This is a genomic window from Pseudoalteromonas sp. MMG013, assembly GCF_018100885.1.
In the GTDB taxonomy this organism is placed as follows: domain Bacteria; phylum Pseudomonadota; class Gammaproteobacteria; order Enterobacterales; family Alteromonadaceae; genus Pseudoalteromonas; species Pseudoalteromonas aurantia.
This window is the reverse complement of record NZ_JAGJEE010000029.1, coordinates 45,922-61,147: the sequence shown is the minus strand read 5'-3', so window position 1 is coordinate 61,147 and position 15,226 is coordinate 45,922. Positions and strand designations below refer to the sequence as shown.

Genomic DNA, 15,226 nt, shown 5'->3' with positions numbered 1-15,226 from the left:
GTGTTTCGTAATCGAATAATGGATATCCGCTGGTTCATGCGAGTACTCAACGAAGCTATTGCGCGTAAAACTAATTTTGAAGATAACTGCACTCACCGCTTGTTTGGTATACGTTGATTTAAATCCAATACGAGCAAGAATCGTAAATCCTCCCGAAGAATCAGATTTCACGATCATTAAAAGACGCATCAATCTATTACAGGAACAATCAATTTAGAATGGGTGTCTTTGTTTCTCTTGTCTCTTTGTTAGAAGTGTCTTATTTTTATCTAGTTTTTATACGTGGTGCACTTGGAACTTGAATTCGGGTTTGTTTCTCTTGTCTGTAACTCATTTAACCTGTATCTGTTAGCAAATATGCATGGGCTCACGGATGTTTTTATGTTGGCAAATGGCACAAACCACGCACTTGTGAGGTCACCAAAACACACTTATCTAGGGTGATAATTTATCAGGTGTGTTTACTATAAATTTACTGAGGTGATGGCAATTGGTATTAAAACCCAGTTAATTGGTATTTTATCGGGTTATGGCTCAGAGGCTGGTTGAAAAGTGCTGCACAAACCAATGTAACGTGACCATCTAGCAACACATAAAACCATAGAAAGAGAGGCCAGTTTAAAGACTATTAGTTTTGGTAGGCCTCAAATTTAGGTAAATCCATTAGCCGAAATCCAATGGAATATGTGAATGTTCTCTTGCAAACGGACCATTGGCTGGTGCCCAGGTTCTCGGCGCAAAATAATTAACGTGATCAACGGGATGAACGCTGACCAACGGCTCAGATAAAAGCCATTGATTGCCATTTCGTATGCGCACAACCCAGCCTGCGCCCCCAACATGGCCTGCTTGAGCGCCTGCATCAGCTTCATGCCCGTGAACCTGCCAATCCCCCCATTCAAATTTAAAGCCTCTTTGTGCTCTTGGCCCAATATCAAAAGTATTTTGTAATCCCGCGGGGATCACCGCCATTAACTGTTCAGCCTCGATTCTGCCACCATGCAGTAAATTCTGAAAATCAGCTCTAGTGGGGTTTGGTGCACCTATTGGCAGCCATTGATCTAGACCAAACAAACCTGCGAGCCCTGCCATTCTTTGAATAGGTTTGGGTTTGGTATTTTGCTTGTTGTTGGAAGAATGCATACTTGGGCTCAATACATTCCTTTTTGATTTATCTACATGTACATACATATTTCAAACCTTTATTAAGTAGGCTTTGCTGTTTGCAAAGCGTTGAAACCGTCCAGTCAATAATTTAGAGCGCGTTGATAGTTTCATCTTGGTAAAAACAGGTATATTTTTGGTTGTTTTTGTGGTTTAAAAAACAAAAATCGCCTGTCTTTTTATTGTACAACCACTTTGGTTAATGGTTTTTGAGAGTCTCATAAACATAGAAAATACCAAGCCCTGCGACAAGTTACCGATTAAGTTACTCATAACTCAACCTGCTAAAAAACTGAATAGGATAAGTTATGGATACGTTACATTCGCAAATAAATACAAATGACGCCGAGCAAACAGACTTGGACAATTCGGAACAATATCAACCCGCCATCGCACTTCAACCAGAAAAGGTGCAACCTCAGGCTACGGCGAGTCTCAATATTTTCACCACACAAAAAACCACTGCACTGGCATTAATTGCCAAGTTACTGGCGTTTTTCCCCGGATTTACGAACCCACAACGAGATGATGTTATCATCGCAAATAGGATTTTAAACTTTGGGTTGGATGAACTGAAAACGTCAGATCTGCCCATTGCCAAAGAAGCGATGGATTCTGCGCGAAGCTTTTATAGCAAATATGCCAGTCTACTGGGGCTTGCCGTTGGCGGTACAATCAGCGCAGGTGTTGAGTGGCTACAACATACTTACCCAGAATATCAGGCAATTCGGGCGGCACATGTTGGCAGTGGCGTGATCGCCAGCTGGATAGTACACAATATTATGGGTGAATATGAAAGGCGTTTACATCAACTTAAAGAACACCTTAATTAACTCAAAGTACAGCGCTTGTTTGACGCTAAGGCAGCACAACAAGGATAGCTGCACAATTCGGCCGTCCTTGTGATCCCCCAATCAAAAACCACAACAAACAAAGTGCTATAAAAAGCCAACCTCTATTAATTAAGTGAGTAAGTGAGTGAGTACTTGCAATAGTGTAATTGCTTGTAATACTAAAATAAAAATAACTTTATTATTATAAATCATTAAGTAAATCTCTTAGCCTGAGTTCAGGTTAAATATCTACTCACTGAGCTAGATTTTTAGACGATAACGTATTCCCGTCTATGATGATTAAAAATCACTTTAAGCCAAAGGGGGCATTTAATCCTCAGCATGCTGAGCATCGTTACTTTTACCAAGTCAGGTAGGCCGGGTGTAGCTAAGCTAATTAACCTCAGGTTTGGATAAGGGTTTTGGAATAGAAAATGTTTTGAAAACAAACATACGTATAATCCAATGATGATATTTTGCTCAATCTCAAGGCGCTTTTATGCAGTAATAGCGGGCTATTACAAATGAAAGCAACGCCGAGAGTGAGAAAAATAGCTTTATTGGGCAAATTCGCTTATCCAGAGCTGAGGTTAATTACGTAACCTCATTTTCAGTCAAATAGATATAAGGAACTATGATGTCTAAAACCATTACCTATTATAACTCGGGCGCGATCCCGCTCATTAATGCCAGCGAACTGCCATATGATGTGGTGAATCTGGCATTCCTGTCTTCTTCGTCTAACAACCCGTTCAATTTAGTATTAAGTGGTGCCATTGCTGCAACGGAATCTAGCTTCACGAATAATACCATTGAGGCCATAAAAGCAATGCAACACAAGAGGCAGAAAGTATTGATCTCATTTGGTGGCGGCACCATGGGTTCCAACGCCTACCGTTCGTTGTCAGAGGACACAGCCAAGCTGGCTGACTCGCTGGCAAGCTTTGTGAAAAATAATCAGTTAGATGGCGTGGATATAGATTATGAAGATACCGCCGCGTTCACAGGTCAAGCAGGATACGACGGCGCACAATTTTTGATTTCTTTGACTCAGGAGCTCAGAAAACGACTCCCAAGCCCTGACTACATCATTTCTCATGCACCTCAACCTCCTTATTTGGAGCAGGGCGGGTACATGGCAGGTTATGTTGAAGTGGTAGAGCAGATGGGACAAGAGATTGACTGGTTAAATGTGCAGTTTTACAACAACCCGCCATGGAGTGCCAACCCTGACCAAATTGTTAGCTCATATTTGAATTATACAAAGCTACCTAATATGTCTCCAGAGAAGGTTATTGCTGGCTTTCCTGTCACGCAGAACGATGCGGGTTCTGGGTATATGCCAGTGCAAACAATCATCAATGAAGTGATTAAACCTATCCAACAACAATCTAGCCTTGGCGGCATTATGAATTGGCAGTTCTCAAGTGACCACAATGGTGATTGGATCAAAGCCATTGCACAATCGCTGGATAGCTAAACCAACACATGATTTGTTGAATATAGGCCGCTTTTAGTGGCCTATGTTGCGACAGAGCTCAAATAAGAGTTAAAGAATTCTCCATTAAAGTAGAATATACCAATTTAAACCCCACTTTTACCAAGTTGGTAAAACCCCCCTCTTTTATAGTTAATTCAACCAATTTATTTGGTTTTTCACCTTCAGATCAACAACATTCAAGAAAATAGGATTTTTTATGAGCAGCTCAACCACTGGTGATAATAAAGGTACGACGGAAAACCCCACCTTAGTCAAAATAGTTAATCCACCCGTTCCACAGTTAACTTATGCTGAGGTTGCACACCCTCACGCAAAAGGGATTATATACAATGGTACGATGAAGCCGAGCATTGCAGATAAGTATAAAAGTGAAGGTTATAACTTTTGTATACGCAGTCTTAACGCACCAACGACTCAATCTCCCCCAACTGCCAAAGGTTCTGGGCCAAGCACAATACCGCTGACGGCGCAAGAAACCAATCGAATCACCGGTGCAAATGACAAACATGGTTACGGGCTTGCTTTAATGCCTGTATATCATCAAGACGCAAGCAAAATTGGTGCTGGCACTGGACAAACAGCTCCATCTGATATCGCTACCAGTGTACTTAATCTACTCAGTGAAGCGGCGATCCCAATCGGCACGACTGTTTGGTTACAATTGACAAGCACGGAGAGTAGTTCAGGTTCAGGCCAAATTCAGGCTGTAGAACAGCAGATTTTTCAATCTGGTTACTCCGTGGGAATATTAGGCAACGAAGTGCAGCAACAACAGCAAACAAATGGCCGAGTACTGGAGTCTACTTATACACCATTTGAGCAATCTAGCAGCAACCCCCAAATACGCACTATTACCATTGGTGACAATGCTGGCTCATACCCGATTTATTGGGCTATTCAATAATACTCCCTTTCATATACGAGCAGGCAAGCCATACCAAACCTGCTCTTAACTTAGAGTATTCTTTATGCATACTGTACTCAAATATACCGTTCAACCAGGTGACACGCTTGCACTGATCACGATTTCAATTAGAGCCAGTGCGGGGGTTAAAGCCAAAGAGGTTATCAAAGCTAATCCACAAGTGAACGTCGCGTTTTTATCAGAGCGCACTTTACTCAAAATACCCTATTGTTGCGCGGGTGGGCACTTTATATACCAAACTCGTATCGGCGATTCAGTCACCTCAATTTGCGAGGGGTTAGCCAATGCAGCATCACTCACGGTACTCGACTTAATTGATCACAATTACGCCATAAGTAAACACAAAGCGTTATTAGATCTGAGTAAGTTAAAGATCGACCAAGTTTTATCAATCCCCTACTCACCGGCATTACATGATGTAACAGCCATACCATGATATACCAATAAACACCGCTTCTTTGCCAAGAGAACCCTCTCGTTTTTTTATACGCTATGTCCATCGTCTGTGATATGACTTATAAGGACACACCTATGTGGCAAACCCATAAAAACCGTTTAAGGTCTGAGGCCTGTCAAAAGACAAGCGCGCTTTCACATAATGCACGTGATTTAACGCAAGAATGTAGCTGGTTAAAACAGCTACTCCACACGCGCATAACGCACTATTTTGAGCAAAGTGAGCACGCAACTGAATGGCACATTATTGAACCTGCAGAATTCACGTCTGCGCTGTCTTCCTATGGTCACTTCATTGAATCTAATAAACTTAGTACCTTAGAGCGGCTCCTGATCATTTTGGCATTAACCCCTGTGATCAACCCCTCCCTCTTTGATGTGCTATTAAGTATAAATGAACAAACAAACCGCCCTTTTACTGAGTTTGGTATGGTTGAGCGTGACGCAACCCTATACGCCAGCGCTGCCACAGCCGCATTTATTCTGGGTGGAAATGACGTGATGACTCAATGCCAAGTATTAAAAACGTTACACACAAGCCCGTTGTTAAAGCGGGTTTTATCACACTATGACGATGGGCATGCCCCCAGCCTATTAAGTGCACCATTAGCCTTAACCGCTGAGTATGTGCAAACACTGACCACCGCCACGGCATATACCCCTGAGTCAGACAGCACCTTTGCTGCATCACCTGTCAAATCAAATATGACGTGGCAAGACCTTGTTTTACCTACGTCAATTCAAACCCAACTAGACGACATCATTCAATGGGTAAAGCATGGAGAAACGCTCATCACAGAATGGCAAATAGGCAAACAACTGCGCCCTGGATATCGCGCTTTATTTTATGGCCCACCCGGCACTGGAAAAACGCTCACAGCCAGCGTGCTGGGGCAAGCGGTCGACATGGCTGTTTATAAAATCGATTTATCGATGGTGACTTCAAAGTACATTGGTGAAACAGAAAAAAACTTAGAAAAGGTGTTTAGTTTGGCTGAGCATCGCCGTTGGATATTATTTTTTGATGAAGCCGATGCGTTATTTGGTAAGCGGCAAGCATCAAACTCTGCCAATGATCAATTTGCCAACCAAAATGTGGCGTATTTACTACAACGTATCGAGCGCTTTAATGGCATTGTCATTTTGGCGTCTAACTTTAAAGACAATATTGATAATGCCTTTTTTAGACGCTTTGAATCAATTGTGCATTTTGAATCCCCCAAGCCCGCACAGCGCTTAAGTATGTGGCAAAATGGATTTTGCGAAAAAACCCGACTTTCTCCAGACATTAACTTTCAGCAACTCGCAGATCAATACCCATTAAGTGGCGCTGATATTGTTAATATCATTCGATGTGTGTCGTTGAAGTTACTATCACAAGGCCGATCTGAAGTGCACCCTCGTGACATACACGATGCCATCGCTCGGACCCAAGCTCATCATACCCAACCTCGATGGTAAGACTAAATGCGCTTAATCGTAACTTTTACCAAGTTGGTAAAACCCATCAGTTCTATAATGACTAAGTCCTACTGAGGTTGGAAATGCCAACACTAAGTAACCTCGATTGGCATAGCTCGTTATATCGGTTTGAGACTATACCCACGGCATGAAAGACAAGGTCAGAAAATGCAACAAGTAATTGGCATGATAACACGGCAAAACTCGCTATGTAGTTATTTAACATACATAATTTTTAGCGCCGTTTACGCGTCAATTAGCTCACTCGCATGACCTAGGTGTGAATGAAATGGGTTGACTTATTACTGGTGAATCGGACATTAATCAAATGAATAGCAGAGGTAACATGGCTAATTTTGGCATGTTACCTCTTTTGAGTCACCAAGTTTAGCTGTGAAAAATAACGATTTAAAAAACACGTTATTTACCATCTAATCGGTAAGTTCATCCAAAACTTAGCATCATAATCTCTCTACAATTACTCCTGAATTTTAACGTAACCACATATTATAATTAAGGAACAACTATGGCATTTCCAACCTCAGTTAATGATCAGATCACCGACGCTGTTACACAAGCCAATGTGAAAGTACTAGGTGATGCACCCGCTATGTCAATGGGCAACCTATTTCAAGCCACATCTCAAGCACTGGCGAATGCAGCGCATAATGCGACCACCGCACAACAACAAATGGCCATTACCGGGCAAGCTGCCACCACAATGGGTGTAACGACGTTATATTCAATCGACACAGCCAGTACCGGTGAAGCCACAAAGACCATATTAGGTGCGGGTTGATTTTTAACAATTCAATATACCCCCCCTGACATTTTAAATAGCAATAGCACAAGCAAAATGCACTGGCCTAGGCCGGTGCTTTGGCTCAATTAATAAGGTGAAAAAATGAGTGATAAAGATGCCGATGAAGCCACTGAAAGCCACATCGAACAAAACGACACAACCCTTGACTTAAATACTGACAAGATAAACGCAAAAACGAACGATGCGATGGCTATAACTGCGCAAGCAACGCCAATTGTCGAAACGCCTGAGACTGACAATAAACTGCTTGAAAGTCTTGACCCCATAATTCAACGCCAGCACTCAGATCTTATCTACGCACTTGGTGTAATAAAAGTACGTTTTCCGAATAAAGGCATAAAGCAACAATTTTTAAGCGCTGCCCGCACCCTTGGCGTTAATGAACAAGACTATTATGGGGTATTTACTAATAATAATGCCAACACAGATCGTGACAAATATTTATATCTTGCCGAACAAGTGCAATGGGTACTCTCTATAAAAGCGCATTATCAGTATTTACTCATGCCTGCAACGCAGCAGGTACTAGCTTCATTTATCGCATCACTTAAAGCACCCAGCGACACACTAGAGACTGTTTATAGCAGTGTGATTGGTACCAGTTATATAAGTGACAATAGTCTGAACCTGCCTGAAGTTGTTTGTGAACAAATTTACTCTCAGACCTTGGATGAATTGCACCGTACCATTAAGGAAGTATCATCGGCGCAAACCACAGCGATCCAAGGTGTCATTAAAGAGTTAGAGGTTACACCAAATATGGGGGTGACCCCCTTCGATAGAGCGCGTAATTTTGTGGCATTTCGCTACCCTGATATGTATGAACATACCCATAAAATGCAAACCGGATCAAACACGACACAAAGCGCATCATTGTTACGTATTGATATGACTATGTTTGATTCTGTGTCAAGCCACTCTATTGTCGATATGACATTCGTCTATCAAGAGAACAGTTCAGACAAGCAGCATTATTATTATTGTCGGATAGATGTGACTGGTTTGTACCCCTTTATTAATACTGCTATCCAAGCTTTCACCCCAGTACAGCCTTTGATATGAATACTGTTCTTTGAGGATCGAAAAAATGAATTTATCAGATGAGACGCACAATGCAGCTCAACCAGATGTGGTCAACACAACTAGCCAAACTCAAGAAACGCTGCAATGTAACCATGAACACCCCCATGGACACGTGTATGCAATAGGCTATGTTAAGCCGTATTTCGCAACAATAGATTTAGAAAAACAGTACGAGGCCGCCGCAGAATTTACCAAGCAATCTACTACCAGTTTTGATCAGATTTTTAACTATGTAACGTCGCCTAATGAGCAGCCGAATCTTCGTATTCGCCCTTTTTTGTACCTCGCACAACAAGCAACTTGGGTATTTACCATTAATAATGTTGATACATATACGTTATACCCAAGAACACTCACACAATTAAATGCGCTGATCCAAGCGTCAACTAAAAACGAGGTTATTTTAGTCGGGTTAGTCGAGCGTATTTCTGTGGCTGGCAGCCATGGTTCAGAAGCGCTCCCTAGCGTTCTGGTCGAGCATTTAATTGATACTGTAGACGGTACAAAAAGTCCACCAAAAAAAACCAGAGAAGGTGCGTTAGCACAATTAAAACCCAATATAGGCCGATCAAACTTGGAGCGCGCTAGCAATTATTTAGTCACGCATTTTGATCAAATCAATACTAGTCAAACGCAAAATGAGATCATCGATAACGTCAACGCCGTGCATTTTCAACATGTGTCATTGCATGATGACCGCTCCATTATAGAGGTTATTCTTTCTAATCCGAATGACACCCGATTTGCGTGTAATATTGATGTGACAAACGCGTACCCTTTTGTGTCATCTAAGCTCGCCCCCTTTGCTAAAAGCAGCTAGGAGTTACTTATGTATCACAAGAATGAATCAATATATCAACACCTTAAAAAACCAATGGTGTTACAACGTGCACTCACCGAAAAAATTGAATTTGAGACGCAACCAATGAGTAATCAATATGTGTATTGCGTGGGTAATATCAATGCTAAATTTCCTACGTTAAATTTAGAAAAAGAACTAAACCAAAACAGCATCATGTCATCTAACCCATTACCCATGCTTGAAAACGTGAATGATAATATTGCATTAGCACGCTTAAACCGGAATACGCAATTGTATCAAGCCCTCTTTAAAGGCCTCAGTCAACCGCAAAATAACTACATTGCACGGGCGATGGATTGGGTGCTAGATAACCGCTTTAATGAACAGCAATATAAACTTATTCTGACTAACGATGAATTGCTTACGCAGTGTATTTCAGCACTGGGCCGTAACGAGTCATCTACTGATGGGCAAGTTGTCGTGATTGGCGTAGCCTCTGGTGCATACGAGATGCACGTCACTGCGATTATGCCAACAGCGGTAATGCCCTATGGCCAAGTGTGTCATGGTGAAAAAAGCACAAATACACATTTCACGCAACTTGTTGGGGAAATTACTGCCCTCGATAGTTCTGCTGGCAACACAGATAACACGCGAGCGCTTAACTTTGTGTTGTATAACAATGTTGATGTGTATAATCATTCTTATAAGTTATACTATAACTCAAGTTCAGATGGACCCAATCCCAGTGGTTATCAGTTGCTCAGTGTAGACACTGACATGTTAAACAGTGGAGACCGTATTGTCGTCAATGTGATTTTTAAATACCAGGGGATCAATACGGGTGCACTACAATATTGGTATTGTCGCGTTGATGTGACTGGTGAATATCCTTTTATCGTGCAGCCTTGGCAACAGTATTTACTGAGTGATAACTTGTAGTGTTTCTCAATAGCGCAACAAGCATAAAATCACCATTTAATATAAAAATCAATCATTTAAACCAAATTATTCACTGCAAAAAAATAAAAAAAGCAGCGCATTACGCGCTGCTTTAGTCGGGGGGAAATAAAACTCGGGTTACTTACGACAAGCTGCCGTATCAAAATCAACAATAATGCTGGTATTGCTCGCATCACCGTTAATTTTTAAATATGACCAATGCTGAGTCCCTGCCGGAATATAAATACACTCCGTTTGCGTACCACTGTTTGATGTCGCATCATTATCAGTGTCACTTGGCCAGCCACCATTTTTGTATAAGATCTCTAAGTTACTTTGGCCATGCGCTGTGGTAATTGCTACACTTTGTGCTGCAGACACATCAGCAATACTTAACCAAAGCGTACCATTGCCTCCTAAGCAACTGGCTGTGCCTGCTTCTAAACGACCACCCGTGATAGGCGATTGTGTCAAACAGGCATTTGGTACTTGTGAAACTGGTGGAGTTGTACCTCCAGCTTTAACCAATACGGTATAATCTTCTACTTCACCATCACCAATATTGCCGCATGCGGTGTTTGCTGCGCTACTATATTTCATAGCAAGGCGCATTCTTAAAGATTGGCCAACTAAGCCTGCTGGAACGCTCAGCTCACCACTGACAGCGCCTTTACCAGACACACCAGTGAGTACTTTTTCATTGTCACTGAACGTGCCATCATTATTACTATCTAACCATGCAGTCCAATGTTCAGTGTAAGTACCACCTGGCGTTAATGTCAGCGTATTCTTACCTTCAGTCAACTCAATTACTTTACTGGTAAAGTCTTGGTAACCAACACCTTGAGACGGGTTCGTAAAACTGCCTGATTGCACATTCGCAATCCACTCATAGCGCGTATTACCTGACGCTTCACAATAGCTTGACTCACTCACTGTAACTTGTGCAGTTGACGTGTTTGTCAGTCCTAAGTTGTCAGTCACTTTAAGCGTAGCGCTATAGTTGCCAGCCGCTGCGTAAGTGTGAGTTGGAGTAGCACTGGTGCTTGTTTGTCCATCACCAAACTCCCATGCATAAGCGGAAATGGAACCATCAGGGTCAGATGAACCAGCACTGCTGAACGTAATGGCTTTGCCAAGCTCAACCGAGTAAGGCCCATTGGCATTCGCCACCGGAGCTTGATTGCTCGCAGTAATTGTGACATTAGCCGCATCCGTTGCGGTGTTACCATCATTATCTGTCACCTGTAACGAGGCACTATAGTTACCCGCTGATTGGTAGCTATGTGTTGGATTCGCAAGCGTAGAAGTGGCACCATCACCAAAAGCCCATAAATATGACGTGATTGAGCCATCACTGTCATTCGAGCCTGTGCTGCTAAATGTAATATCTTGACCTATCAGTGCTGAATAATCCCCATTCGCCTCAGCGATTGGCAGTCCAGATGCCGCACCTCGTTCATAATAAACGACCAGTGAAGCACCGCTATATTCTAAAAATGGGTCAATCATAATATTGAGTGTACCGCCACCAGCACCAAACTCACAGTACTCACTTAGACGCGGCGCGCTGAAAGGCCCACAATCATACGTGGTTTTATCGGGTGTCGCATTCATACTCATATAAGCATCGGGATCACCTTCATAACCACCAGGCATAACCGCAACGGTGCGTACTGCATCTGCCGGTATTTGATATTGATACGTTTTTACCGGTGCTCCTTTGGCTGACGCCAAGTCTTTCACTTCGGTTAAAAATACTCGCTCACAGCCATTACACAATGTACTGTCTTGGGCGGTAATGACGCTTAATGTGGCATTAGAATAAGCGGAAAATGCATCGACTGCTGCATGATAAGTTTCTGTACTTGAAGGAGAAGAAACCGTCACGAGTTCAGGGGAGCCTGCACTTCTAAACGAGATGAAATCAGCATCCCAGTTATCACCAGTTTTGGTTGGGGCTGCGCCTTTAGACACATACATGTCAGGATCTTCATCGTACCCGTCAAGATAAAATGCAACTGCTTCAGTGCCCGCTGGCACCGACATTTCAAAGTTATCAACTTCGCCTTTTTGTGCTGATATATTATTAAATGTTTGAACCGTAGTACCTTGTGGTTTTGGGTTGCCACCTAGTCCATCCCAAGGGTGATCGGCGTTACTGGTTAAGTCGTCTAAGCCAACTGCGATCAAATTACTATTAGACCAAAGCGTCGCTCGTGCTGAACCGTGTAATGCTGCTGTCATGCGTTCAACTTGATCTTGAGTATACATCGCGTAGTTGTCTGAATAATGCATGAAGTTTTCGGTATTCGTTGGCTCACCTAAGCAGTTTGTCGCATTATCTTGCAACACGCTGCTGCTCATTTGCGGTGTATCACACGAACCATCCCCCGTAGCACTACAAAATGGCTGTGAATGTACTGTACATTCACCATCAAAAGTATGAGGAAGGTTTAAAAAGTGACCAAATTCATGTGTTAATACTGAGCGGAAATTTTCATTGGTGTTTGCACCAACATAGTCCCCATTGTATACCACCCGTGCTAAGCCAGCTTCCGACATACTGACCTGAGGGTACCATGCCACCCCTGAGTTATTGGTTTTGCCATCCGCATATAAGTCATGCTGAATGTAAATGTTCATGTATTTAAAGTTGTCCCATGCATCCGCTGCAATTTGCGCGTCGGCTTTCTCACCATCCCCATATCCAGCTTTCTCTGCATGGCGCACGATGCCATTGGTGGCATTGCCACTGGGATCTTTCTTGGCTAAAACAAATTCAATATCTAGATTTTCTCGGATTGCCTGAAACTGAGCTGCAATAGGGCCATCATCCGTGATCAACCCTCTAAAGTCTTCATTGGTTTTATTTAAACCATCAATGATTTTTTGCTCAGTTAAACAATATGTGCCGGTCTCACAGTTGTATCTATCGCCGTATACATGTACAACAACGGGAATATAGTAACGTCCAGCCACGCCATTACCGTTGGCTGCTGCTTCATCTGATGCTTGTGCCATACGTTGTTGTATTTGGCTTGTCAAACTACTAGGGAGTAATGCTTGACGTGCATTCTCTTTTTGTAATACGTTCCAGTCTTGCAAGTTCGTATCTGTACCACAAATCTGCCCTGAGCTCGCTTTATGAAACGCACTAGACTCAAGTGACACACTGCTTTGCGACTGCGCCGTCAGATTTTGAAATGACTTAGACTCTACTATTTCACCGGCAAAGGCTGAAGTCGACGACATACCTGCTAGTAACATCATAAGGTAGCTTTTTTTATAATTATGCCCGTGTATATTTTGCCTACTTAGGCTGCATAAACCCCTAAAATTAAATAGCATGATTCTCTCCTGTGAGTATCTTTACATGTTGTTGTGTCGCCATATAGTTGACGACTTTATTTTTATATTCGCTGCGCATTTTGACATTTCAAACTCAATACTTTGAAAAGTAAAAATACATTTTTTGAATCTGTAAACAGAAAAACAACACAAGCAAATACGACTTCAAACTGTCAGCTTGTTTATTAAAACTACAATACAAAACCACCTTTGTATACAATATAATTTATATTTTTGCATTTAAATTTACTTAACATGAACATTTGATGAAGAATTAATTTACAAAGAAGAATCTGAAAAACGGAATAATCTATGGGTGAAAGGCCGAAATAAAGTGAAAGTAATGCATAAGCTATTGGTTCTAGAACTTATATTCAGTACAGTACGGAGCATGGAAACCTATAACAAGTAGACCTATCACTCACACGACCTTAGATGTAACATCAGCTCAGCCATAACTTTGTACTCACACTCAAAGGGGAGTGAGACACATTTATGTGGCATCGTACGCTCATGTCGTTACTTAACCTCAGCTCTGGATAAGCGAATTTGCCCAATAAAGCTATTTTTCTCACTCTCGGCGTTGCTTTCATTTGCAATAGCCCGCTATTACTGCATAAAAGCTCCTTGATATTGAACAAGATATCATCATTGGATTGTACGTAAGTTTACTTACAAAACATTTTCTATTCCAAAACCCTTATCCAAACCTGAGGTTACTTACTAAAAGCCATGTAACTCGTAAAGGTTAAAAATTCAGGATAGTATCTGATCACACTTAATTTAAATCTTAAAATCAATGGCTATCACCGTACAATTATTCCCGCTATGGGCAATCTTATTTTCAGCGTTCGCATTTGTATTTCCTATCTACTTTGTTGATCTGAAAAGTATGATTATTCCTCTACTCATGGTGATCATGCTCACCATGGGGCTCACACTGACACCCAAAGATTTTTTGCGTGCCACAGAGAATAAAAAAGCAATTTTTATCGGCATCTTACTGCAATTTTCCGTCATGCCTATTTTGGCATTCTTACTGGCAAAGGGCATGAATTTCGACACCCAATCATTGATAGGGCTCGTATTAGTTGGCACCGTAGCGGGTGGTACCGCAAGCAACGTGTTGTGTTATCTCGCTAAAGGTGATGTTGCTTTATCAATCACCATGACAGCCATCAGCACCTTGATAGGTGTCATACTTACGCCGGTACTAACCACGCTCCTTATTGGCGAACTGGTCAATATTCCAATCATAAATATGCTCGTTAGCTTATTCAAAATTGTGTTGCTCCCCGTCACATTGGGGGTAATATTAAACCTATACTGCAATAAGCTCATCACGAAGAGCTTACCGGCATTACCAATGCTATCGATGGGCGCAATTGTCTTCATCATTGCCATTGTGGTGGCACTGAATCAAGCCAAATTAGAAAGTACGGGTCTGGTCATTATGCTTGCGGTGATCTTACATAATGGGATTGGACTACTGCTCGGATATTTTGTACCTAAGCGCCTTGGGTGTGATGAACAAGTTTGCCGAACCATCGCCTTTGAAGTCGGAATGCAAAACTCTGGCTTAGCGGTTGCTTTGGCAATGAAGTTCTTTACTCCCAGCGCAGCTGTCGCCGGTTCTTTATTTTCAATATGGCATAATGTCAGTGGGTCATTGCTTGCGAGCATATGGCAAAAGTCAGCAGTGCCTAATATAACGAAGAAATAGCGGCAGTCGCATAGGCCACCTAGGTAAGACTGAGTTATATTGCACCGTCTTACCTTTATAACAAGTTAGTTCAACGTAAAGCATGATAATTAAACACGACTTTAAACAGCAGATACAGTAACTTAAGTCTGTCCTCTCGGTTAGATTGAATAATAAGCGATA

At 42.0% G+C, this 15,226-nt stretch carries 12 protein-coding genes and 1 pseudogene; 11 read left to right on the top strand and 2 right to left on the bottom strand.

Going from position 1 to position 15,226, the window contains the following annotated elements; genetic code table 11:
* A pseudogene (locus tag J8L98_RS24940) lies at positions 1–190 on the top strand (transposase); the annotation flags it as partial.
* Positions 191–663: 473 nt separating this feature from the next.
* Here J8L98_RS24940 and J8L98_RS19680 read toward each other — a convergent pair.
* The gene (locus J8L98_RS19680) at positions 664–1,191 is read right to left on the bottom strand and encodes a hypothetical protein (RefSeq protein WP_210997831.1); all 528 of its coding nucleotides are present in this window, start codon (positions 1,189–1,191) and stop codon (positions 664–666) included.
* Positions 1,192–1,472: 281 nt separating this feature from the next.
* Between J8L98_RS19680 and J8L98_RS19675 the strand changes: the two genes are divergently transcribed.
* From J8L98_RS19675 to J8L98_RS19635, 9 genes are all read left to right on the top strand, one after another.
* Positions 1,473–1,997 (top strand): hypothetical protein, encoded by a 525-nt coding sequence (locus tag J8L98_RS19675; RefSeq protein ID WP_210997830.1) that lies wholly within the window; start codon positions 1,473–1,475, stop codon positions 1,995–1,997.
* Between the two features lie 637 nt (positions 1,998–2,634).
* The gene (locus J8L98_RS19670) at positions 2,635–3,477 is read left to right on the top strand and encodes a glycosyl hydrolase family 18 protein (protein WP_210997829.1); all 843 of its coding nucleotides are present in this window, start codon (positions 2,635–2,637) and stop codon (positions 3,475–3,477) included.
* 217 nt (positions 3,478–3,694) lie between these two features.
* Positions 3,695–4,402 carry a hypothetical protein gene (locus tag J8L98_RS19665; protein ID WP_210997828.1) on the top strand — a complete coding sequence of 236 codons (708 nt, stop codon included), beginning with the start codon at positions 3,695–3,697 and terminating at the stop codon, positions 4,400–4,402.
* A gap of 64 nt (positions 4,403–4,466) precedes the next feature.
* Positions 4,467–4,859 carry a LysM domain-containing protein gene (locus tag J8L98_RS19660; RefSeq protein ID WP_210997827.1) on the top strand — a complete coding sequence of 131 codons (393 nt, stop codon included), beginning with the start codon at positions 4,467–4,469 and terminating at the stop codon, positions 4,857–4,859.
* 95 nt (positions 4,860–4,954) lie between these two features.
* Positions 4,955–6,340 (top strand): ATP-binding protein, encoded by a 1,386-nt coding sequence (locus J8L98_RS19655; RefSeq protein ID WP_210997826.1) that lies wholly within the window; start codon positions 4,955–4,957, stop codon positions 6,338–6,340.
* A gap of 526 nt (positions 6,341–6,866) precedes the next feature.
* The gene (locus tag J8L98_RS19650) at positions 6,867–7,139 is read left to right on the top strand and encodes a RebB family R body protein (protein WP_010366567.1); all 273 of its coding nucleotides are present in this window, start codon (positions 6,867–6,869) and stop codon (positions 7,137–7,139) included.
* Positions 7,140–7,244: 105 nt separating this feature from the next.
* Positions 7,245–8,225 (top strand): hypothetical protein, encoded by a 981-nt coding sequence (locus J8L98_RS19645; protein WP_210997825.1) that lies wholly within the window; start codon positions 7,245–7,247, stop codon positions 8,223–8,225.
* 25 nt (positions 8,226–8,250) lie between these two features.
* Positions 8,251–9,066, top strand: a complete 816-nt coding sequence (locus J8L98_RS19640) for a hypothetical protein (RefSeq protein WP_210997824.1) — start codon at positions 8,251–8,253, stop codon at positions 9,064–9,066.
* 9 nt (positions 9,067–9,075) lie between these two features.
* Entirely contained in the window at positions 9,076–9,990 is a 915-nt protein-coding gene (locus J8L98_RS19635; RefSeq protein WP_210997823.1) for a hypothetical protein, read from the top strand.
* Between the two features lie 138 nt (positions 9,991–10,128).
* Here the strand turns inward: J8L98_RS19635 and J8L98_RS19630 are convergent, their stop codons facing one another.
* The gene (locus tag J8L98_RS19630; RefSeq protein WP_247682629.1) at positions 10,129–13,263 is read right to left on the bottom strand and encodes a M43 family zinc metalloprotease; all 3,135 of its coding nucleotides are present in this window, start codon (positions 13,261–13,263) and stop codon (positions 10,129–10,131) included.
* 877 nt (positions 13,264–14,140) lie between these two features.
* On the opposite strand from J8L98_RS19630, the gene J8L98_RS19625 reads away from it, so the two are divergent.
* On the top strand, positions 14,141–15,064 hold the full coding sequence (locus tag J8L98_RS19625; protein ID WP_210997821.1) for a bile acid:sodium symporter family protein: 924 nt from the start codon (positions 14,141–14,143) through the stop codon (positions 15,062–15,064).
* Positions 15,065–15,226 lie beyond the last annotated feature (162 nt).

Bases quoted from the DNA above. Each gene is read 5' to 3' on its own strand.
- J8L98_RS19680 (WP_210997831.1), bottom strand. From the start codon at position 1,191: ATGTATGTACATGTAGATAAATCAAAAAGGAATGTATTGAGCCCAAGT.
- J8L98_RS19670 (WP_210997829.1), top strand. From the start codon at position 2,635: ATGTCTAAAACCATTACCTATTATAACTCGGGCGCGATCCCGCTCATT.
- J8L98_RS19645 (WP_210997825.1), top strand. From the start codon at position 7,245: ATGAGTGATAAAGATGCCGATGAAGCCACTGAAAGCCACATCGAACAA.
- J8L98_RS19675 (WP_210997830.1), top strand. From the start codon at position 1,473: ATGGATACGTTACATTCGCAAATAAATACAAATGACGCCGAGCAAACA.
- J8L98_RS19630 (WP_247682629.1), bottom strand. From the start codon at position 13,263: ATGATGTTACTAGCAGGTATGTCGTCGACTTCAGCCTTTGCCGGTGAA.
- J8L98_RS19650 (WP_010366567.1), top strand. From the start codon at position 6,867: ATGGCATTTCCAACCTCAGTTAATGATCAGATCACCGACGCTGTTACA.
- J8L98_RS19665 (WP_210997828.1), top strand. From the start codon at position 3,695: ATGAGCAGCTCAACCACTGGTGATAATAAAGGTACGACGGAAAACCCC.
- J8L98_RS19640 (WP_210997824.1), top strand. From the start codon at position 8,251: ATGAATTTATCAGATGAGACGCACAATGCAGCTCAACCAGATGTGGTC.
- J8L98_RS19635 (WP_210997823.1), top strand. From the start codon at position 9,076: ATGTATCACAAGAATGAATCAATATATCAACACCTTAAAAAACCAATG.
- J8L98_RS19655 (WP_210997826.1), top strand. From the start codon at position 4,955: ATGTGGCAAACCCATAAAAACCGTTTAAGGTCTGAGGCCTGTCAAAAG.
- J8L98_RS19625 (WP_210997821.1), top strand. From the start codon at position 14,141: ATGGCTATCACCGTACAATTATTCCCGCTATGGGCAATCTTATTTTCA.
- J8L98_RS19660 (WP_210997827.1), top strand. From the start codon at position 4,467: ATGCATACTGTACTCAAATATACCGTTCAACCAGGTGACACGCTTGCA.